Annotated in this window: 22 protein-coding genes; 3 read left to right on the top strand and 19 right to left on the bottom strand. The window is 67.3% G+C overall.

Annotated features, from left to right (window positions below):
* Window positions 1–94: 94 nt before the first annotated feature.
* Both NOM55_RS05465 and udk read left to right on the top strand, forming a co-directional pair.
* Complete coding sequence (locus tag NOM55_RS05465) at window positions 95–730, top strand: glutathione S-transferase family protein (RefSeq protein WP_047966870.1); 636 nt, start codon at window positions 95–97, stop codon at window positions 728–730.
* Window positions 731–865: 135 nt separating this feature from the next.
* Window positions 866–1,480, top strand: a complete 615-nt coding sequence (udk, locus tag NOM55_RS05460; protein WP_255907806.1) for a uridine kinase — start codon at window positions 866–868, stop codon at window positions 1,478–1,480.
* A gap of 227 nt (window positions 1,481–1,707) precedes the next feature.
* On the opposite strand, the gene NOM55_RS05455 is transcribed toward udk, so the two are convergent.
* The 12 genes from NOM55_RS05455 to flgB are packed head-to-tail and all read right to left on the bottom strand — an operon-like array spanning window position 1,708 to window position 11,432.
* Entirely contained in the window at window positions 1,708–2,745 is a 1,038-nt protein-coding gene (locus NOM55_RS05455; protein ID WP_255907805.1) for a hypothetical protein, read from the bottom strand.
* A gap of 13 nt (window positions 2,746–2,758) precedes the next feature.
* Complete coding sequence (gene flgL / locus NOM55_RS05450; RefSeq protein ID WP_047966872.1) at window positions 2,759–3,670, bottom strand: flagellar hook-associated protein FlgL; 912 nt, start codon at window positions 3,668–3,670, stop codon at window positions 2,759–2,761.
* A gap of 10 nt (window positions 3,671–3,680) precedes the next feature.
* Window positions 3,681–5,054 (bottom strand): flagellar hook-associated protein FlgK, encoded by a 1,374-nt coding sequence (flgK, locus tag NOM55_RS05445; RefSeq protein ID WP_255907804.1) that lies wholly within the window; start codon window positions 5,052–5,054, stop codon window positions 3,681–3,683.
* A gap of 9 nt (window positions 5,055–5,063) precedes the next feature.
* The gene (locus NOM55_RS05440; protein ID WP_255907803.1) at window positions 5,064–5,492 is read right to left on the bottom strand and encodes a flagellar biosynthesis protein FlgJ; all 429 of its coding nucleotides are present in this window, start codon (window positions 5,490–5,492) and stop codon (window positions 5,064–5,066) included.
* A complete protein-coding gene (locus NOM55_RS05435; protein ID WP_255907802.1) occupies window positions 5,492–6,592 on the bottom strand; it encodes a flagellar basal body P-ring protein FlgI in 1,101 nt (366 codons plus the stop codon). Before NOM55_RS05435 ends, NOM55_RS05440 begins: the two co-directional genes overlap by 1 nt.
* Window positions 6,593–6,600: 8 nt before the next feature.
* Complete coding sequence (gene flgH, locus NOM55_RS05430; protein ID WP_120810533.1) at window positions 6,601–7,245, bottom strand: flagellar basal body L-ring protein FlgH; 645 nt, start codon at window positions 7,243–7,245, stop codon at window positions 6,601–6,603.
* Entirely contained in the window at window positions 7,242–8,030 is a 789-nt protein-coding gene (gene flgG, locus NOM55_RS05425) for a flagellar basal-body rod protein FlgG (protein WP_120810532.1), read from the bottom strand. The genes flgH and flgG overlap by 4 nt, the downstream gene beginning before the upstream one ends.
* 14 nt (window positions 8,031–8,044) lie before the next feature.
* A complete protein-coding gene (locus tag NOM55_RS05420) occupies window positions 8,045–8,770 on the bottom strand; it encodes a flagellar basal body rod protein FlgF (protein ID WP_255907801.1) in 726 nt (241 codons plus the stop codon).
* Window positions 8,771–8,772: 2 nt separating this feature from the next.
* Window positions 8,773–9,963 (bottom strand): flagellar hook protein FlgE, encoded by a 1,191-nt coding sequence (locus NOM55_RS05415; RefSeq protein ID WP_255907800.1) that lies wholly within the window; start codon window positions 9,961–9,963, stop codon window positions 8,773–8,775.
* Window positions 9,964–9,969: 6 nt separating this feature from the next.
* Window positions 9,970–10,656, bottom strand: a complete 687-nt coding sequence (locus NOM55_RS05410) for a flagellar hook capping FlgD N-terminal domain-containing protein (RefSeq protein ID WP_255907799.1) — start codon at window positions 10,654–10,656, stop codon at window positions 9,970–9,972.
* A complete protein-coding gene (gene flgC, locus NOM55_RS05405; protein WP_047966881.1) occupies window positions 10,656–11,069 on the bottom strand; it encodes a flagellar basal body rod protein FlgC in 414 nt (137 codons plus the stop codon). The genes NOM55_RS05410 and flgC overlap by 1 nt, the downstream gene beginning before the upstream one ends.
* 3 nt (window positions 11,070–11,072) lie before the next feature.
* Complete coding sequence (gene flgB / locus NOM55_RS05400; RefSeq protein WP_047966882.1) at window positions 11,073–11,432, bottom strand: flagellar basal body rod protein FlgB; 360 nt, start codon at window positions 11,430–11,432, stop codon at window positions 11,073–11,075.
* 130 nt (window positions 11,433–11,562) lie between these two features.
* Between flgB and flgA the strand changes: the two genes are divergently transcribed.
* Window positions 11,563–12,288 carry a flagellar basal body P-ring formation chaperone FlgA gene (gene flgA, locus NOM55_RS05395; RefSeq protein WP_255907798.1) on the top strand — a complete coding sequence of 242 codons (726 nt, stop codon included), beginning with the start codon at window positions 11,563–11,565 and terminating at the stop codon, window positions 12,286–12,288.
* A 67-nt stretch (window positions 12,289–12,355) separates the two neighbouring features.
* Here the strand turns inward: flgA and NOM55_RS05390 are convergent, their stop codons facing one another.
* From NOM55_RS05390 to NOM55_RS05360, 7 genes are all read right to left on the bottom strand, one after another.
* The gene (locus NOM55_RS05390) at window positions 12,356–13,060 is read right to left on the bottom strand and encodes a glucosaminidase domain-containing protein (protein ID WP_255907797.1); all 705 of its coding nucleotides are present in this window, start codon (window positions 13,058–13,060) and stop codon (window positions 12,356–12,358) included.
* A complete protein-coding gene (gene flgN, locus NOM55_RS05385; RefSeq protein WP_255907796.1) occupies window positions 13,047–13,478 on the bottom strand; it encodes a flagellar export chaperone FlgN in 432 nt (143 codons plus the stop codon). The genes NOM55_RS05390 and flgN overlap by 14 nt, the downstream gene beginning before the upstream one ends.
* 2 nt (window positions 13,479–13,480) lie before the next feature.
* Window positions 13,481–13,744: a flagellar biosynthesis anti-sigma factor FlgM gene (gene flgM / locus NOM55_RS05380; RefSeq protein WP_255907795.1), complete on the bottom strand. Its 264-nt coding sequence runs from the start codon at window positions 13,742–13,744 to the stop codon at window positions 13,481–13,483.
* Between the two features lie 83 nt (window positions 13,745–13,827).
* Window positions 13,828–14,511: a Crp/Fnr family transcriptional regulator gene (locus tag NOM55_RS05375; RefSeq protein WP_255907794.1), complete on the bottom strand. Its 684-nt coding sequence runs from the start codon at window positions 14,509–14,511 to the stop codon at window positions 13,828–13,830.
* Window positions 14,512–14,750: 239 nt separating this feature from the next.
* A complete protein-coding gene (locus tag NOM55_RS05370) occupies window positions 14,751–15,740 on the bottom strand; it encodes a flagellar motor protein MotB (protein ID WP_255907793.1) in 990 nt (329 codons plus the stop codon).
* 13 nt (window positions 15,741–15,753) lie between these two features.
* A complete protein-coding gene (motA, locus tag NOM55_RS05365) occupies window positions 15,754–16,617 on the bottom strand; it encodes a flagellar motor stator protein MotA (protein WP_047966889.1) in 864 nt (287 codons plus the stop codon).
* A 39-nt stretch (window positions 16,618–16,656) separates the two neighbouring features.
* Window positions 16,657–17,355, bottom strand: coding sequence for a FliA/WhiG family RNA polymerase sigma factor (locus NOM55_RS05360; RefSeq protein WP_255907792.1), 699 nt, complete (start codon window positions 17,353–17,355; stop codon window positions 16,657–16,659).
* Window positions 17,356–17,358: the final 3 nt, after the last annotated feature.

Genomic DNA, 17,358 nt, shown 5'->3' with positions numbered 1-17,358 from the left:
ACGCCCTGCCCACCCCGGCAGGGCGTTTTGCTTGTCCTGATGCCGGTGCTGGGCTGTAATGCAGCATGACCCTCAATCCTGCACTGGAGCCATCATGCTGACCCTCGTCATCGGCAACAAGAACTTCTCGTCGTGGTCGCTGCGGCCGTGGCTGGTACTGAAACAGCTGGGCGAGCCGTTCGCCGAGAAACACATCCACCTCTACCACCCGGACAGCAAGCAGCAGCTGCTGGCCGCCAACCCCGCCGGCAAGGTGCCGGTGCTGTTCGACGGCCTGCTGCGGGTGCACGACTCGCTGGCGATCTGCGAATACCTCGCCGAGCTGTTCCCGGCGGCGCGGCTGTGGCCGCAGGAACGCGCCGACCGCGCCGAGGCGCGCGCCATCAGCGCCGAGATGCACGCCGGTTTCACCGCGCTGCGCAGCGAGATGCCGATGAACGCCTGCCTGCGTACCCAGCTGCAGCCGTCCGCCGACTGCGCCGCCGACATCGCGCGCATTACCGCCATCTGGCGCCAGCTGCGCCAGCGTTTCGTCGCCGACGGCGACTTCCTGTTCGGCCACTTCGGCATCGCCGATGCCATGTTCGCGCCGGTGGTGCTGCGCTTTGTCAGCTACGGCGTGACGCTGGACCCGGTGTCGCAGGCCTACGCCGACAGCCTGCTGTCGCTGCCGGCCATGCAGCAATGGCTGGATGAAGCGGAACTGGAACAGGCCGCCACCGACGCCTGACCATGCCGTTGCCAGAAAACAGCCGGCAACGGCGATTTTCTGGCATATCCGGCCAGCGATGACGCATTGCCGATGGAGAAATTGGCGGCAAGTCATTAGAATGGCCGGTTTTTCATTTCGATCGGGCACAGACAAATGACGACTCCGTTCATCATCGGCGTCGCTGGCGGCAGCGGCAGCGGCAAAACCACGGTGACCCGCAAGGTGCTGGAAACCATAGGCGCAGAGATGGCGGCGGTGATCGTGCAGGATGACTACTACCGCGACCAGAGCCACCTCAGTTTCGAGCAGCGCCTCGCCACCAACTACGACCACCCGCACGCCTTCGACTGGCCGCTGTTGATCGAGCACATCGACGAGCTGCGCTGCGGCCGCGCCATCGAGATGCCGAGCTACGACTTCACCAACCACACCCGCGCCGAGCGCACCGTGACCATCCAGCCGGCACCGGTGATCGTGATCGAGGGCCTGTTCCCGCTGTACGACGCCGCGCTGCGCGAGATGATGTCGCTGAAGATCTTCGTCGACACCGACGCCGACGTGCGTTTCATCCGCCGCCTGAAGCGCGACATCGCCGAACGCGGCCGCACCACCGACAGCGTGATCGAGCAGTACCTGGCCACGGTGCGCCCGATGCACAACCAGTTCATCGAGCCGACCAAGCGCTTTGCCGACGTGATCCTGCCGCACGGTGCCAACGATCCGGCGGTGGATATCATCACCACCAAGGTGGCCAGCCTGATCGCCTGAGAACCTGTTCAATGTCTGCTGTGCTTCGGCGATACGGCGTTAAAAACGCCTTCGGAATGCTCATTTACTACTTGTAAACTCCGCCTCCTCAGTCGTTTTCGCCTTGTCTCGCTCTAGCTCGCGAGACTTTGAACAGGCTCTGACGCGCCAGCGCACACGCGACAAGGGCGTGTCTCCGTAACGGAGGCACGCCCTTTTTTTGCGGCCAACCTTTGCCGCGCCGTCGGCTACGGCAACGCCAGCAGCGACAGCACGCGGTAGCGGCTGACGCCGAGCAGCGCCGGCACCACCTCGTACAGCCCCGACTCGCTGTCCGGCGTGTTGAAGCGGGCATTGAAATCGTTGACGAAGCCGTCGGCCCACAGCTGTTCGCTCATCTGCGACAGCTGCGCGATGGCGTGGCGCACCTCGGCCATCGCACGGCTGATGGCGGCGCGCGACAGCTGCAGCTGGTCCAGCGCGCGCAGCACCTTCTGCAGTGTCTGGCGGGCGCCGGCGTGGTCGGCGCTTTGCCACTGCTGCGGCTGCAGCGCCTGCTCCGTCGGCTGCAGTTTCAGGTGCTGCGGCTGGCCGGCAGGAAAGCGGATGCCGCCGCCGCGCAGGCTGAAGCGCTCGCGCACGCCCTGCCACGCCATTTCCGCCACCGAAAACTGCAGCTGCCCCTGTTCGTCCAGCTGCGGCTGGATGCCGGACGGTGCCAGCGCGCGACCGAGCGCGGCCAGCAGCGCCGCTTCGCTCAGCGGCTCGCCGACCTTGACCGCCGCCGGGCCGCTGCCCGGCTCGCCGCTGAAGAACACCAGCGTTTCCGGTGCGCCCTGGGTCAGGTTGGCGATTTCCAGGCCGCGCACGGTAAAGGTCTGCCGCGCGTCGGCGGCCAGGCGGAACTGCAGGCGGCTGTCGAGACTGCCGCCGCTGGCCGCGCCGCGCTGCGACCACTGCTGCGCCACCTGCTCGATGCCGCGCGCCAGCCGCGCGCTGTCCACCCGCCGCTGCGTCAGCTGGCCACTGAGTTCGCCCTTCAGCGCCTCCAGCTGGCCGGCGAGGCCGTCGACAAAGCCGAGCGCGCGCTGCGCCGCGGTCAGTTGCTGGTTGAGCTGGCTGCTGTAGCGCCAGTGATCGCCGCCGCTGCGCGGCAGAGACGGTGACGGCGAGCTGGCGGGGGTGGCCGGCGCGGCGCCGGCGTTGCTGGCCGGGGCCGGACTGCCGGCACCGGTGCGCGCCAGCGGCTGGCGCGGGCTGTCCAGATGAAGCGAGGAGCGACTCATGGTGCGGCCAACCTTACAGCACGTCGAACAGCGTCAGGCTGCTGACGCGGCCGTAGGCCTTCTGGCTGGACTGCAGCGCCAGCATGTAGCTGTTCATATTGATATTGGCCTGCGCGTAATCCAGGCTTTCCAGCTGGGTGATGCTCTGCTGATTGGAGAGACTGACGTTACCGTGGTTGTCGGCCATCATCTGCAGCGTGTTCTGGCTGCTGCCCAGCTGCGAGATCTTGCTGGTATTGCGGTTGTGCGCCACGTCCAGCGCCTGCAGCGTGGCGCTCAGCTGGCTACCGGTGGCCGGGTCCTGCGGGTTCAGCGCCGGGTCCTGCAGCACGGCGATGGTCGCGTCCAGGCTGTTGAGGAAGTCCGGCAGGTGTTCCAGCGTCACGTTGGCGGCCTGGGTCACGCCGTGGCCGACCATCACCTGCTGCGGCAGGCTGTTGCCAGTGAAGCTGTAGCGGCTGCCGGCCGGTTGCGCCGCATCGAGGCTCAGCGCCGGCTGCGCGATGGCGGTGCCGGAGAACAGGTAGCGCCCCTCCTGGTCCTTGCTGTTGGCGGCGTAGAACAGGCTGTCGCGCAGGCTCTGCAGCGGCCCGGCCATGTCGCGCAGGTCCTGCGCGGTGTAACTGCCTTCCAGCGTCATCAGCAGCAGGTCGCGCACGTCGAGCATGTCGCGCCCCATGCCGGCAAGATAGGACTCGTTCACCGACAGCTTGCTGCGCACGCTGGCGATGTTGTCACGGTACTGCCCCAGCGCCGCCTCTTCCCGCCCCAGGCGCAGCAGGCGCACGCTGGCGATCGGGTCGTCGGACGGCAGCAGCAGGCGCTTGCCGGACGACATCTGCTGCAGCAGCTCGGCGGTCTTGGCGCTGGTCTGGTCCAGCGCCAGGCTCATGGCGGTGTGGTACTGGGTACTGGCGATGCGCATCGGCGGCTCCTTACAGCATGGCCAGCGTGCTGTCGAACAGCTCGTTGGCGACGGCGATCACTTTCATGTTCGCCTGGTACATTTTCTGGAATTCGATCAGGTTGACCGCTTCTTCGTCGTTGTTGACGCTGCTGGTCGACTTCCAGCTGCTCTCCGCCTCGGCGCGCACCACCTCGGCGGTGCTCAGCGCCGCCTTGTTCTGCTGGCTGTCGATGGCGAGGCGGCCGGTGAGCTGCGAGTAGGCGTCGCTCAGCGTCACGCTGCCAAGGCCGGGGATCACCACCGGCTGGTCTTTCACCGTGATCAGCGCCAGCAGGTTCTGGCTGTCGCCGGCGGCGGTGGCGTCGCCGGAAAAACCCAGCTGCGACGACTGGATCGCGGCCAGCTGCAGCATGCCGTCGGCGCTGGCGGCGTCAAACACGAACAGCGGTGCGCCAGGGTTGCCGGCCATGTCGAAACCGGCGGCCAGCTGGCCGTTGACGCGGTCGGCCAGTTCCTGCGCCAGCGTGCTCACCGCCGCCACCATCGGGCGCAGCACCGCGCGTTCGTAGTGGTTGAGGCCGCCGAGCTGGCCGCCGACATTGTCATTGGCCAGCACGAAGGTTTCCTGCGCGAAGGCCAGCGTCACCCGCTGCGAGCCGTCCGGCTGCGTGCTGCTGGCAAGCAGAGCGGCGGTGTCGCCCATCACCAGCGGCTGGCCGCTGCGCAATGTCAGACTCTTGCTGCCGTCCGGCTGCGACATCACCCGCACGTCGACCAGCGCCGCCAGCTGGTCGATCTGGCGGTCGCGCTCGTCGAGCAGGCCGGAGGTGTTCACTTGCGACGACTGTGCCGCGGCGATCTTGGCGTTGAGGGCCGCGATATTGCCGGACAGGCTGTTGATCTGGGTCAGCGTGGCGCCGCGCTGTTCGTTGACCGACGCCTGCTGCGTGGCATAGACACGGTTGAGGTGGTTGACGCGCTGCGCCAGCGCGCCGGCCTCGCTGATTACCTGGTCGCGCAGCGGGCTGGAGCCGACATCGGCGCTGACCGCGTTCAGCGCGGCGTAAAACTTGTCGAGGCCGACCGACAGGCTACTGCCGCTGTTGCCCATCACCTGTTCCAGCTGGGTGTAGTACGGACGTGCCGCGCCCAGCTCGCCACGGCTGGCCGCCGCCTGCCACAGCTGCAGGTTCTTGTAGTCGTCGCTGAAGCGGCGGATGGCGCTGACATCGACGCCGGAGCCGGCACTGTGCGGATCGCCGGCATTGGGCACCAGCGTGGCCAGCACCACGCCCTGGCGCGAGTAGCCGGGAGTCATCACGTTGGCGATGTTCTGGCTGACGGTATTGAGCGCGGCCTGGGCGGCGGCGGTACCGGACAGCGCGTTGTGCACCATGCGCATAGCGTAACCTTACTGACGGAAAGGGAGATTCACCGGCATCGCAAAGGCAGCAAGTTCGCTGCCGGCGCCGGCCTGTACTGGGGAATAAGCGACCGCCGCCGGCGATTCCTTAAGTGGCGGCGCCGCATTTTGCGGCAGCAGCTGCGCGATCAGCACCTCGCTGATGCCGAAGCGGCGCTCGCGCGCCAGCTGCTCGGCAATCGCCATGTCGGCAAAATCGAGCATGTCGCTGTTGATGCTGTCGGCAAAGATGCTGTCCGGCCCGGCCATGCTGCGCGTCGCCTTGCGCATCTGCGCCAGCATCTCCTTGATGAACAGCGCCTCGAAACCTTCCGCCGCGCGCTCGACCTGCTGCCGCTGCGCCGGGGCGATGGCCGTCGCGCTGTCTGCCGTTGCGGCCAACCTTGCGCCGCTGTCCGGGGAAAAAACCGTTTCCATCAGATCACCACCAGTTCGCCGTCGATGGCGCCGGCCTGATCCAGCGCCTGCAGGATGGCCATGATGTCGTCCGGGGTGGCGCCGGTGCTGTTGACGGTGTCGATGATGCTCTGCAGCCGCGCGCCGGCCGGCCACTGGAACATGCGGCCCTCGCCCTGCTCCACCCGCAGCTGCGATTCCGGCACCGCGACGGTGGTGCCGTTGCTGAAGGCGCCGGGCTGGCTGACCTGCTGCCGCTCGGAAATCACCACCTTCAGGCTGCCGTGCGATACCGCCGCCGGGCGTACCGTCACCCCCTGGCTGACCACCACGGTGCCGGTGCGCGAATTGAACACCACCCTGGGCAGCTCGCCGCCGACATTGATGTTCAGCGCCTGCAGCCGCGCGACGAAGGCGACGCGCGCGGTCGGGTCCGCCGGTGCCTGCACCTCGATGGCGGTGGCGTTGCGGGTGCTGGCGATACGGCCGAAGCGCTGGTTGATGGCGTTGACCACGTTGGTGGCGGTCTCGAAATTGGGTTTCTTCAGGCTGAGGTGGACGCTGGGGCCGCTGTCGAAATCGCTGGCGATCTCGCGCTCCACCGAGGCGCCGTTGGGAATGCGGCCGGAGGTCGGAGTGTTGACGGTGATGCTGGAGCCGCTCTTGCCCTGCGCCGACAGCCCGGCGATCACCACATTGCCCTGCGCCAGCGCGTAGATCTCGCCGTCGGCGGCGCGCAGCTGCGTCAGCAACAGGGTGCCGCCACGCAGGCTCTTGGCGTCGCCCAGCGACGACACCGTGACGTCGATGGTCTGGCCGCGGCGGTAGCCGGGCGGCAGCACCGCGCTGACCGTCACCGCCGCCACGTTCTTCACTTTCGGATCGGCCTGCTCGCCCTGCTGCAGGCCCAGCTGTTTCAGCAGGTTGGCCACCGCCTGGCCGGTGAACTTGACCTGCGAATTGTCGCCGCTGCCGTCGAGGCCGACCACGATGCCGTAGCCGATCAGCTGGTTGTCGCGGATGCCCTCGACGTGCACCAGGTTACGCAGCGGCTGCGCCTGCGCCGGGAGGAGGCTGCCGCACAGCAGCAGCGCGAACAGCACGGAAAGGAATTTCGGCATGATTTCTCTTAGAACGGCATCCACGGACTGGTAAAGAAGCGCGTCAGCCAGCCGGGGGCGTTGGCGTCGCTGAGCGCGCCGCGACCGGAATAGGCGATGCGGGCATTGGCGATGCGCAGCGAGGACACGCGGTTGCGCGCGTCGATGTCGTCACTGCGCACGTAGCCGGCCAGGCGCAGGAATTCCTCGCCCTGGTTCAGCGTCAGCTGCTTCTCGCCCTTGATCAGCAGCAGGCCGTTGGGCAGCACCTGCTGCACCACCACGGTCAGCGCGCCGGACAGGCTGTTCTGCTGCGAGGAGGAGGCATTGCCGTCAAACTCGCGGCCGGCGGAGATGCCGACCCGGGTGTCGAACTCGCGGGTGCCGATGATGGACGGCGTGATGCTGACGCCGGACTGCTTGTCGAAGCTGGTGCCGGCGCTCTTGCTGGCCTGGGTGGTTTCTTCCAGCAGCACCGTCAGCACGTCGCCGCTGCGAAAGGCGCGCCGGTCGGACAGCAGCGACCAGCCGGCGGCCGGATTGAACACGCCGCCGGCCACGCCCCGCGCCGCCACCTCCGGTACCGGCGGCAGCGGCAGCTCCGCGCTGTCCTGTGCCAGCGGCAGCTGCGCGCAGGCCGACAGCAGCAGCAACAGCGGCAGCAGCGCCTTCATCGCACCGCCTGCGCCAGGTTCTGCATCATGTTGTCGGCGGCGGACAGCACCTTGGTGTTCATCTCGTAGGTGCGCTGCGCGGCGATCATGTCCACCATTTCTTCCACCACCTGCACGTTGGAGCCTTCCAGTGCGCGCTGGCGCAGCTTGCCCAATGCGTCGCTGCCGGGGTTGCCGACCACCGCCTCACCGCTGGCGGTGGTCTGCTGGAACAGGTTGTCGCCCAGCGCCAACAGGCCGGTGGGGTTGACGAAGTTGGCCAGCGTCAGCTGCCCGACCTCGGTGGTGGCGGTGCCGCCGGACAGCGTGACCGACACCATGCCGCTGTCGCTGATGTTGACCGCGGTGGTGTCCGCCGGCAGCGTGATCGCCGGCAGCAGCGGCAGGCCCTGCGCGTTGACCAGGCGGCCCTCGGCGTTGACCTGCAGCTGGCCGGCACGGGTGTAGCCGGTTTCGCCGTTGGCCATCTGCACCTGCAAAAAACCCTGGCCGACGATGGCCACGTCCAGCGCCTGGCCGGTGGTGTTGATGCTGCCGGTGGTGAAGATCTTCTGGGTGCCGACCAGGCGGGTGCCGTTGCCCAGCTGCACGCCGGACGGCGACAGGTTGTTGTCGTCCACCTGCGCGCCGGGCTGGCGTTCCACCTGGTAGAACAGGTCTTCGAACACCATGCGGTCGCGCTTGAAGCCGACGGTATTGGCGTTGGCGAGGTTGTTGGCGATGGCGCCCAGGCGCGCGTCCTGCGCCTGGATGCCGGTCTTGCTGATCCACAGTGCTGGATTCATGGTGGTTTCTCCTGTCAGCCGCGCACCAGGCGGTTGCCGGCCTCGACCATGTCATTGGCGGCATTGAACATCTTCAACTGCATCTCGAAGCTGCGGTTCAGCGTCATCGAGGCGATCATCTCTTCCACCGCCGATACGTTGCTGCGCTCCAGATGGCCGCCCTGCACCCGTACCGTGTCGTCTGCGGCCAACGTTGGCTCCAGCCGGCTGACGATCAGGCCGTCGCTGGTCTTGCTCAGTTCTTCCGGCGCCGGTTTCACCAGCTTGAGGCGGCCGACCGCCTGCATCGCCTCCGAGCCCGGCGGCAGCACCGACACCGTACCGTCGGCGGCTACCTGTACCTGGCGGTGTTCCGGCAGCACGATGGCGCCGCCGTCGCCCAGCACCTGGCGGCCGCCCAGCATCAGCGTGCCGTCGGCGGCGACATCGAACTGGCCGCCCCGGGTGTAGGCCTCGCCGGTGGCGGTGGCGACGGTAAAGAAGCCCTCGCCCTGGATCGCCACGTCCAGCTCGCGGCCGGTCTGCGCGATCACGCCCTGCTTCACCGACACCGCGCTGGGCTGCAGTACCGTCATGTGGCGCGCGTCGTAGCCGTAACCGGGCACCGCCTGGCTGCTGGCGACCTCGATGTCGGCGCGAAAGCCGGGGGTGTCGGCGTTGGCCAGGTTGTTGGCGCGCACCTGCTGCGCCTTGAGGGTGCGGTTGGCACCGCTCATGATGGTGTAGATCAGCGCGTCCATGCTCAGACGGCCTGCATCAGGGCCTGGATCACCTGGTTCTCGGTGGAGATCACCTTGGTGTTGGCCTGGTAGTTGCGCTGCGCGGTCATCAGGTTGACCAGCTCGGCGGTAAGGTCGACGTTGGACTGCTCCAGTGCGTTGACCGCCAGCGTGCCGACGTTGCCGCTGCCCGGCGCCGACAGCAGCGCGGTGCCGGAGGCGCCGGACTCGGTCCAGCTGGTATCGGACACCGCCACCAGGCCGTTCTCGTTGGGGAAGGTCGCCAGCGCGATGGTGCCGACGGCGCGTTTCTCGCCGTTGCTGTAGGTGGCGGTGACGGTGCCGTCCTCTTCCAGCCGCAGGCCGGTACGGGTGCCGGCGGCGTAGCCGTCGCTGCTGTTCACCGCCGAGGTGGTCTCGCCGGCAAACTGCGAGGTGCCGCTGTAGTCGACGTTGACGCTCAGCGCCGAGGCGCCGGCCGGGGTGCCCAGCGGCAGCGCCACCGGGGCCGCCGGGGCAGTCAGTTGGCCGTCGGTGCCGAAGGTCATCACCGCGGTGGTCGGCAGCAGCGCACCGTTCATCGCGTAGTGCACGGTCACTTCGTTGGGATTGGTCTTCACGAAGTACTGCGTGACGCTGTGCTTCTGGCCCAGCGAGTCGAACACCGTCGATACGCTGGAGCCGTTGAAGGTGGCCGGATTGTCCTTGTCGAACGCCACCGCCGGCGCCACCCAGCCGGAGGACAGGTTGCCGCTGTACGCCAGCGTGCTGCTGGCCTTGGCCGCGACCTGGCCGGTCGGCACCTGGATGTCGCCCAGTGCGCCCAGCGTGCCGGCCGGTGCGCCCTCTACCGCGGCATAGCCCTGCACCTTGCGGCCGAAGGCATCGACCAGCACGCCGTCCTTGTCGGTATTGAAGATGCCGACGCGGGTGTAGGCAACGCTGCCGTTGTTGTCCTTGGTAACGAAGAAGCCGCCGCCCTGGATCGCCGCGTCCAGCGCGCGGCCGGTGGCGACCACGCTGCCGCCGCGGCCGATGTTCTGGGTGGTGGAGCCGACCTCGACGCCGGTGGCCTGGCTGCCGGCGTACATCGAGGCGAAGTTGTCGCGGCTGGACTTGAAGCCGTAGGTCCCGGAGTTGGCGATGTTGTTGCTGATGTTGCCAAGCTGGCTATTGACGGCGTTGATGCCGGAAAGCGCGATTTCGAAACTCATGCTGAGTTAGCTCCTGGTAGACGAGGTGCTGCTGGCAGACCCCAACAGTCGGGTGATCGACGACGCCGGGTACTCACCCAGCCCGGCAAGGGAAAGAATCGGTTCGCCGCCCTGCACCGGCAGCCGCACCGCCTGCACCTCGGCGGCAAACTCCAGCCGCGCGGCGGACTTGGCGGCGGTGATCACCTGCGCCTGGTACTGGCCGGCCGGCAGGCCGTGGGCGGCCGGGTCCAGCGTGAAGGCAAATTCGCCGGCGTCCTGTCGCCCCAGCGTGATCAGCTTGCTGCTGCCGTCGGCGCCGGTGAGCTGCAGCTGCACCTCGTCGCTGCCGTCCAGCGTGATGCGGCCGTCGACCGGCTTGCCGTCCAGCAGCAGCTGGTCGGTCTGCACCAGCACCTGCTTGCCGACCTGCTCGCCCAGCGCCAGGCCCTGCAGCTCGCGCATCATCAGCGCATTGCTTTTCAGCTCCGACAGCATGCCCAGCGTGCTCTGCATCTGGTTCATCTGCACCAGCTGGCTGACGAACTGCGCCGGGTCGGTCGGCTCCAGCGGGTTCTGGTTCTTGATCTGCGCCATCAGCAGCGTCATGAACATGTCGCCATCGGCGCCCAGCTGCTGGCCGGCCACCGCGGTGGCCTGCGTGCTGCTGCCGTTCTGGCTGCGCTGGTTGAGCGCGCTTGCGTCGATGGCCATCAGCCTTCTCCCAGTTTCAGCAGGTCCTGCTGCATCACCTTCACCCGCGCCATCACCTCGACGTTGGTCTGGAATGCGCGCGAGGCGGCCATCATGTCGGTCATTTCTTCCACCGCGTTGACGTTGCCGAAGTAGACGTTGCCGTCCTGGTCGGCCAGCGGATTGGACGGATCGTTGACCTTGCGCACCGGCTTGTCGCTTTTCACCACGTCCAGCACGCGCACGCCGACGCCCTGCCACTCGCCGCTGCCCTGCATCTGGCTGGCGAAAACCGGCTTGCGGCCGCGAAAGGCGGCGGCCTCGGAGCCGGCGGCGGAATCGGCGTTGGCCAGGTTGCTGGCCACGGTATTGAGGCGCACCGTCTGCGCGGTCATCGCCGAGCCGGCGATACGGGAAATATCTCGGAAGGACATGGTTTATTGCCCGGCAATCACTTTTGCCAGCCCCTTGTATTTCATGTTGAGAAAAGTCAGGCTGACCTGGAAATCGGCGACGTTCTGCGCGAACTCGGCCTGCTCCACGCCCAGCTCCACGGTATTGCCGTCCCGCGACGGATGATTGGGCGTGCGGTACGCCAGCTCGCCGCCGTCGGTTTGCAGCAGCAGGCCGCCGCCGGTGTCGGATTCGGCAAGGGCGCTGCGGAAATCGAAATCCCGCGCCTGGTAGCCGGGGGTGCTTTCGTTGGCGATATTGGATGCCAGTACCTTGGTACGCTCGGCACGCAGTTTCAGCGCCTCCGGATGCACGCTCAGCGCCTGACTCAGACTGAAGCCCATTGCCACACCTCTTGCGGTTCTCTTAAGATGGATATGGTGGCAATGATTGACAATCCGGCCACCAGTTATAAGGCGATACTAATTAATCGTCCTACCGCAAGTACACGTAATAATTACCAAGACCGAGCCAATGGCAATATTCACAAACCGCCCGCCGGCCGCGCTGTGGCGCACGGCAGGCCTGCTGCTGGCCAGCGCCGGCAGCCTGCTGTCTCCGGCCGCGCAGGCAGCCACAGCGGCCGAGCTGGCGCAGCAGAGTGCACAGCAATGGCTGCTGCAACAGGCCGCCGCCAGCGGCCTGCGCGCACCGCAAGTACGGCTGCAAGCGCTGCCCGCCCGCCTGGCGCCGGGCAGCTGCCTCGGCAAGCCCGTGGCCGAGATCGGCAGCGACAGCCAGCTCGGCCGCGTGCGGGTACGGGTGCGCTGCCAGGGCGCCGGCGAGATCGGCTACCTGTTCCGCGCCGAAGTCAGCGGCCTGGCACTGGCCGCGGCCAGGGACATCGCCCCCGGCCAGGCGCTGAGCACGGCCGACGTCAGCGAGCAGCGCGTGACGCTGCGCAGCCCGCAGCCGCTGCTGGCGCCGGACGCGGCGCTGGACGGCCTGCGCAGCAAGACGCAGATCCGCCAGGGCACGCCGCTGCGCGGCCTGCTGCTGGAAACGGCGCCACTGGTGAAACGCGGCATGGCGGTGGCGATCGTCGCCGAACAGGAAGGCATCCGCGTCGAGGTGGCGGGCACGGCGCTGGAAACCGCCGGCAAGGACGAGTGGGTACGGGTGAAGAACGGCAACAGCGGCAAGGTGATCCGCGCCCGCGTCATCGATACCGGCGTGGTCAGCCCGGAAATCAGCCAGTAACACGCAGGGCCGGCGACGCGACCGGCCGGCGTTGCCACGCCGCCGCCATCGCGGCGGCGAGCCGGGTTCAGGCCGGGCCGCGCAGGCGGCTGACGGTCTGCTGCAGCTTGCTGGCGTAGGCGGGATCGGTGGCGTAACCGCCGCGGGCCAGCACCGCGGCAAAGGCGGCGGCATCGCTGCCCACGCCCTGCACCGCCTTGAAGCGCGGCGACGACGACAGCAGGCTGACGTAGTCAGCAAAGGCGCCGTCGTAGTCGGCGTAGGCGCGGAACGGCGCCACCTGCTTCACGTCCACCCCGTCCTGGTGTTCGGTGGTCAGCGCGGCGATGCGCTCGCCGCGCCAGCCCTGGCCGGCCTTGATGCCGAACAGGTTGTGACTGCTGGAGCCGTCGGCACGGCGCAGCGGTGCCTGTCCCCAGCCGGATTCCAGTGCCGCGTGCGCGGCGATGATGTCGGGCGACACCCCCAGCGCGCGCGCCGCCTTCTGCGCGTGCGGCAGGATGTCGCCGAGAAACGCCTGCTGCTGCGCGTCGAGATGATTGCCATCCACCGCCAGCGGCGCTGCGGCCGCCTGCGCCCGCTGCCGCAGCAGCAGCCCTTGCGGCGTCAGCGCCTCGTCGCCGGCCGGAAAGCCCTGGTCGATCAGCGCCACGATCTCCTGCCGCGTGTCGCGGAACACGGCGGCGAACTGGCCGCCATCCGCCGCCGGCGCGATGCTGCTGGCGGAGGGCGTCATGGCCGGGGAGTTGATACGGAAATCAGGGTGCAGCATAGGTATCGCTTTCGCCAAACAGGACGCGCTGGTAGCACTCGTGCTGGTTGAGCAGCAGCTGGCCGTTGCGCTCGTTGAGCTGCTTGCAGTCGGCCGCCAGCGCCTGCAGCGCCTGCCACTGTTGCTGGCAGCGCTGGCGTGCCGGCTCCGGCAGCAGCGCGAACAGCGCCATCAGCGACGGCTTGCGGCCAACGTTGCCGGCCAGCAGCGCCCGCGCCAGCTGTTCGCGGCGCAGGCGGCGTTGCTGCAGCTGCGTCACCAGCTGGCCGATGCGATCGGCGTAGCAGGACAGCGCCGCCGCGTCGTGCCCCAGCGCGGCGGAAAACTGCTGCTCCAGCGCCAGCTGCAGCTGCCGGTAATCGCCCAGATCGCTGTGGATGTCCTGCAGCAACTGTCGCCACTGCGCCTTCGCCGTCATGCTCAGCCCCGGTGATAGGCGGCGATGGTGGCCGCCAGCTTGTGTGCGTCGAGGCTGATTTCGCCGCGCGCCAGCGCGGCACGCACCGCGGCCACCTTGTCGAGGTCGACCTCCGGCAGCGCCTGCAGCACGCCGGCAGCCTGGCTCAACGGCTGGGCAGCCGGCAGCGGCGCGACCGCGGCCTTGCCGCTGGCGGCCGGCGCCTGGCTGCGGTCGGACTGGATTGCGTTGTCACGCAGTTCGGGACGGAGTGGGGTGATGCGCATGTCGGCCTCGGACAGGAATAAGACGGTTATCCAGTAAAGGACGACCGTCGCGGCGGAAAACTTAAATCGGCGGCGGCGCCGGCTCAGAAGTTCTCCGGCAGCATCTTCAGCAGCACGATGCGGCGGTTTTCCATGGTGATGTAACGGCCGAACACCAGTTCCTTCAAGATGCGCGCCACCATCTCGCGCGAGGAGCCGATCAGGTCGGCGATTTCCTGCTGGGTAAAGGTTTTTTGCAGCTGCATCACGCCGTCACGGGTCACGGTGTAATCGTTGAACAGCAGGCGGATGCGACCGTAGACATCAAGCAGCGCCAGGCTTTTGGCCGACGCCGAGATGCGGCGCACCATGCCGGCCAGCCGCATCAGGATCTGGTTGCGCACCGTGTCGCTGGGCAGGCCGTCGGCGGTGCCGAAAATGCTGATCAGGTCATTGCGGTTGAACTTGAACAGCAGGCAGTCCTCCTCCGCCATCGCGCTCCAGGCACAGGGGCCGCCGTCAAGGTAGGACACCTCGCCCATCAGCTCGCCGGGGTTGTTGAACATCAGCACGTACTTGCGGTTGGCGCTGTCCGAGACGTGCGCCTGCAGGCGGCCGCTGACCACCAGGTAGATGGCGGACACGGTCTGCCCTTCCTGGAACACGTACTCGCCCTTGCGCACGCGCAGGGAAATGGCATGGTCGATCACTCTGTCCAAAACCACGGGGGACTGGTCGGCAAAAAAATCGGTTGCGGCCAACTGCGCCTTGATGTCGTCCAGGTTCATTTCTTCACTTCTTCCTACAGTGTGCATTACGGGGTTGCGTTCCCGGCCGGGATCTTCCGGCGGGGTCGTTTTTGATATTGTGATTTGATTGTAAATATTACCAATCAACCCGTCAATTAGACACACAATGTTTACAATCTCGATAAATGCCGCGATCGCGCCACGACAATGTGTTAGCCGCAATAAATAAACCCGGCACGAGGCCGGGTTTTTTCTTGCCGCAACAAGGGCTTGCGTCGTCAGCCGGGGTTGTTCATCTTGGCGCGCAGCATGTCCAGATCGGGGTTGGGCGTCACGCTGATTTCGCTGCGTTTTTCGGTGGCACCCGCCGCTTGCGGCGAGCCGAACATGGCGCTGATGCTGTCCGCCTGCGCCGGTGTCAGCACCAGCAGCTCGATGCGGCGGTTGTGCGCCGCGGTCGGTTGCCGCTTGTCCAGCGGCGCGCGGTCGGCCATGCCCACCACCTGCAGCACGCTCTCCTTGCGCAGGCCGCCATCGAGCAGATGCAGCCGCGCGCTCATCGCGCGGTTGGCGGACAGGCTCCAGTTCGACAGCGCGGTATTGCCGGCGCTGCGGTACTGCATGGCGTCGGTGTGGCCGATCACCAGCAGCTGGTTGTCGAGCGAAGACAGCAGCTGCCCCATCTCCTGCAGAAGCCCCTTGAAGCGGCGGTTGATGATGGCACTGCCGCGCTCGAACATGCCCTCGCGCTCGGTGTCGTGCAGCATCACGCGCAGCCCCTGCGGCGTCACCACCAGCTGCAGGTTGCTCTCCAGCCCGGCCTGTTTCGACATCGACGCCAGCATCTGCGCCAGCTGGTTCAGCGCCGCCGGCGATTCCAGCTTCTGCCGCACGCGGCGGCCGTCGCCGTCCAGCACCGTCGGGAAGCCGGTGGTCTTCAGCCGGCTGTCCGCGCTCGGCTGCGTGCTGCTCAGCCCCGGCACCAGTTCGCGCGGGATCAGGCTGCCCGGCGGCGTGCCCTGGTGCTCGATGCGGTAGTTGGTGCCTTCCGCGGTCGGCTTGCCGCCGCCGTCGCGCAGCAGCTGTTCCAGGTTTTCCTGTTCGCGCGCCGCCAGCACCCACAGCACCAGGAACAGGCACATCAGCGCCAGCACGAAGTCGGCAAATGCCACCTTCCACGCGCCACCGTGGCCGCCGTCCTCCTCGCGCCGCGCCACCTTCTTGATGACCGTGCCCTCGTGCTGCTCGCGGTGTTTCAGTGCACTCATTGCGCGCTATGCCTCACACGCCTTCCAGCGCATTGATCCACGACTCCAGCTGCGAAAAGCTGGGCTTGGTATTGAGCTGCACCAGGCGGCGGCCGGCGTCGATCGCCAACAGCGGCGGCTTGCCGGCGGCGTGGGTGGTCAGCACCACCTTCACCGATTCGAAGTTGGACAGTTCCTCCTTCACCTGCTGGTGCATCACGTTGCTCAACGGGTCGAGCACGCCGTAGCAGAAGAAAATGCCGATGAAGGTGCCCACCATCGCCGCCGCCACCTTCTGGCTGATCTCGCCGGCGCTGGCGCCCTCGCTGACGCTGTTCATCGCCATCACGATGCCGAGCACCGCCGCCAGGATGCCGAAGCCGGGCATCGCCTCGCCGATCTTGTGCAGCGATTTCGACGGCTGGTTCAGCTCCTCGTGGATGGCGTCGATCTCCTGGTCCAGCACGCCCTCCAGCTCGTGGGCGTTGATCTTGCCCATCGCCATCAACCGGAAGTTGTCGACGATGAAGGCCAGCAGTTTCGGCTGCTGCAGCACCAGCGGGTAGCGGTTGAACAGCGGGCTCTGCCGTGGCGATTCCACGTGCTCGTCCAGCGCCTTCAGCCCTTGGCTCGCGGTGATCAGCAGCTCGTACATCAGCAGCAGCAGCTGGCGCTGGAATTCGGCGCCATGTTTCTTGCGCATCACGATGCGCCTGATCTGGCCCAGCATCTCCACCAGCACGTGCTTGGGGTTGCCCAGCACCAGTGCCCCCAGCGCCGCGCCGCAGATGATCAGCAGCTCCACCGGCTGCCAGATCACCGCCATCGAGCCGCCATGCAGCATGAAGCCGCCAAATACACACACCAGCACGATGCCGATGCCCAGGATGAGCTGCATGTTGATCCTTCCCTGTTAAGCAAGACCCGGCGCTGGCCCTCAGTCGGGCGCGGCCGCCAGGCAGTTTTTCATCTTCTTCAGTGCCGCCTTGTTGATCTGGCACACCCGCGCCTCGGTCAGCTCCAGCACCAGCGCGATTTCCTTCAGGCTCAGCTCGTGCTCGTAGTACAGCTGGATCACCTGCTGCTCGCGCGGCGCCAGGTGCTGCAGTGCCGACGCCAGCGCGATGCGCAGCTGCATCTGCTGCTCCGGCGCGCGCTCGTCGCCGACATCGCCGCCGTTGGCGACGATCTCGTCAAAGCTGTGCATCGCCTCGGCGTTTTCCGCCAGCAGCAGCGCCTGCACCTCGTCCAGGCCGATACCCAGCGCTGCGGCCGCCTCGCGCTCCGACGGCTCGCGCCCCAGCTGCCGTGTCAGCGCGCGCCAGCCGTCGCGCAGGCGGTGCGCATCCTGGCGCACGCTGCGCGGCCGCCAGTCCAGGCGCCGCAATTCGTCGAGAATCGCCCCGCGGATGCGCAGCATGGCAAAGCCGGTGAACTGCTCGTCCGGCTCGCCGTAGCGCCGCGCCGCCTCCAGCAGCGCCAGCAGGCCGACCTGCTCCATGTCCTCGCGCTCCAGCACCGCGCCGACCTGCGACGACAGCTGCCGTACCGCGCGCTTCACCAGCGGCGCATGGCGGGCGATGATGGCGCCCTCGTCCAGCGCCGGCGTCTCGAACAAGGCGTAGGCCGCGCTCATCGC

This window comes from Vogesella sp. AC12, assembly GCF_024437575.1.
Lineage (GTDB): Bacteria > Pseudomonadota > Gammaproteobacteria > Burkholderiales > Chromobacteriaceae > Vogesella > Vogesella indigofera.
The sequence above is the reverse complement of the archived record's forward strand: the minus strand, read 5'-3'. Positions and strand labels throughout refer to the sequence as shown.

What these genes read in the sequence shown, in the direction of transcription:
- udk (WP_255907806.1), top strand. Translation starts at nt 866, where the DNA reads ATGACGACTCCGTTCATCATCGGCGTCGCTGGCGGCAGCGGCAGCGGC.
- flgL (WP_047966872.1), bottom strand. Translation starts at nt 3,670, where the DNA reads ATGCGCATCGCCAGTACCCAGTACCACACCGCCATGAGCCTGGCGCTG.
- NOM55_RS05435 (WP_255907802.1), bottom strand. Translation starts at nt 6,592, where the DNA reads ATGCCGAAATTCCTTTCCGTGCTGTTCGCGCTGCTGCTGTGCGGCAGC.
- NOM55_RS05390 (WP_255907797.1), bottom strand. Translation starts at nt 13,060, where the DNA reads ATGCTGCACCCTGATTTCCGTATCAACTCCCCGGCCATGACGCCCTCC.
- NOM55_RS05465 (WP_047966870.1), top strand. Translation starts at nt 95, where the DNA reads ATGCTGACCCTCGTCATCGGCAACAAGAACTTCTCGTCGTGGTCGCTG.
- motA (WP_047966889.1), bottom strand. Translation starts at nt 16,617, where the DNA reads ATGCAGCTCATCCTGGGCATCGGCATCGTGCTGGTGTGTGTATTTGGC.
- NOM55_RS05370 (WP_255907793.1), bottom strand. Translation starts at nt 15,740, where the DNA reads ATGAGTGCACTGAAACACCGCGAGCAGCACGAGGGCACGGTCATCAAG.
- NOM55_RS05455 (WP_255907805.1), bottom strand. Translation starts at nt 2,745, where the DNA reads ATGAGTCGCTCCTCGCTTCATCTGGACAGCCCGCGCCAGCCGCTGGCG.
- flgB (WP_047966882.1), bottom strand. Translation starts at nt 11,432, where the DNA reads ATGGGCTTCAGTCTGAGTCAGGCGCTGAGCGTGCATCCGGAGGCGCTG.
- NOM55_RS05420 (WP_255907801.1), bottom strand. Translation starts at nt 8,770, where the DNA reads ATGGACGCGCTGATCTACACCATCATGAGCGGTGCCAACCGCACCCTC.
- flgG (WP_120810532.1), bottom strand. Translation starts at nt 8,030, where the DNA reads ATGAATCCAGCACTGTGGATCAGCAAGACCGGCATCCAGGCGCAGGAC.
- NOM55_RS05410 (WP_255907799.1), bottom strand. Translation starts at nt 10,656, where the DNA reads ATGGCCATCGACGCAAGCGCGCTCAACCAGCGCAGCCAGAACGGCAGC.
- flgM (WP_255907795.1), bottom strand. Translation starts at nt 13,744, where the DNA reads ATGCGCATCACCCCACTCCGTCCCGAACTGCGTGACAACGCAATCCAG.
- flgH (WP_120810533.1), bottom strand. Translation starts at nt 7,245, where the DNA reads ATGAAGGCGCTGCTGCCGCTGTTGCTGCTGCTGTCGGCCTGCGCGCAG.
- flgK (WP_255907804.1), bottom strand. Translation starts at nt 5,054, where the DNA reads ATGCGCATGGTGCACAACGCGCTGTCCGGTACCGCCGCCGCCCAGGCC.
- NOM55_RS05360 (WP_255907792.1), bottom strand. Translation starts at nt 17,355, where the DNA reads ATGAGCGCGGCCTACGCCTTGTTCGAGACGCCGGCGCTGGACGAGGGC.
- NOM55_RS05375 (WP_255907794.1), bottom strand. Translation starts at nt 14,511, where the DNA reads ATGAACCTGGACGACATCAAGGCGCAGTTGGCCGCAACCGATTTTTTT.
- NOM55_RS05415 (WP_255907800.1), bottom strand. Translation starts at nt 9,963, where the DNA reads ATGAGTTTCGAAATCGCGCTTTCCGGCATCAACGCCGTCAATAGCCAG.
- flgC (WP_047966881.1), bottom strand. Translation starts at nt 11,069, where the DNA reads ATGTCCTTCCGAGATATTTCCCGTATCGCCGGCTCGGCGATGACCGCG.
- NOM55_RS05440 (WP_255907803.1), bottom strand. Translation starts at nt 5,492, where the DNA reads ATGGAAACGGTTTTTTCCCCGGACAGCGGCGCAAGGTTGGCCGCAACG.
- flgA (WP_255907798.1), top strand. Translation starts at nt 11,563, where the DNA reads ATGGCAATATTCACAAACCGCCCGCCGGCCGCGCTGTGGCGCACGGCA.
- flgN (WP_255907796.1), bottom strand. Translation starts at nt 13,478, where the DNA reads ATGACGGCGAAGGCGCAGTGGCGACAGTTGCTGCAGGACATCCACAGC.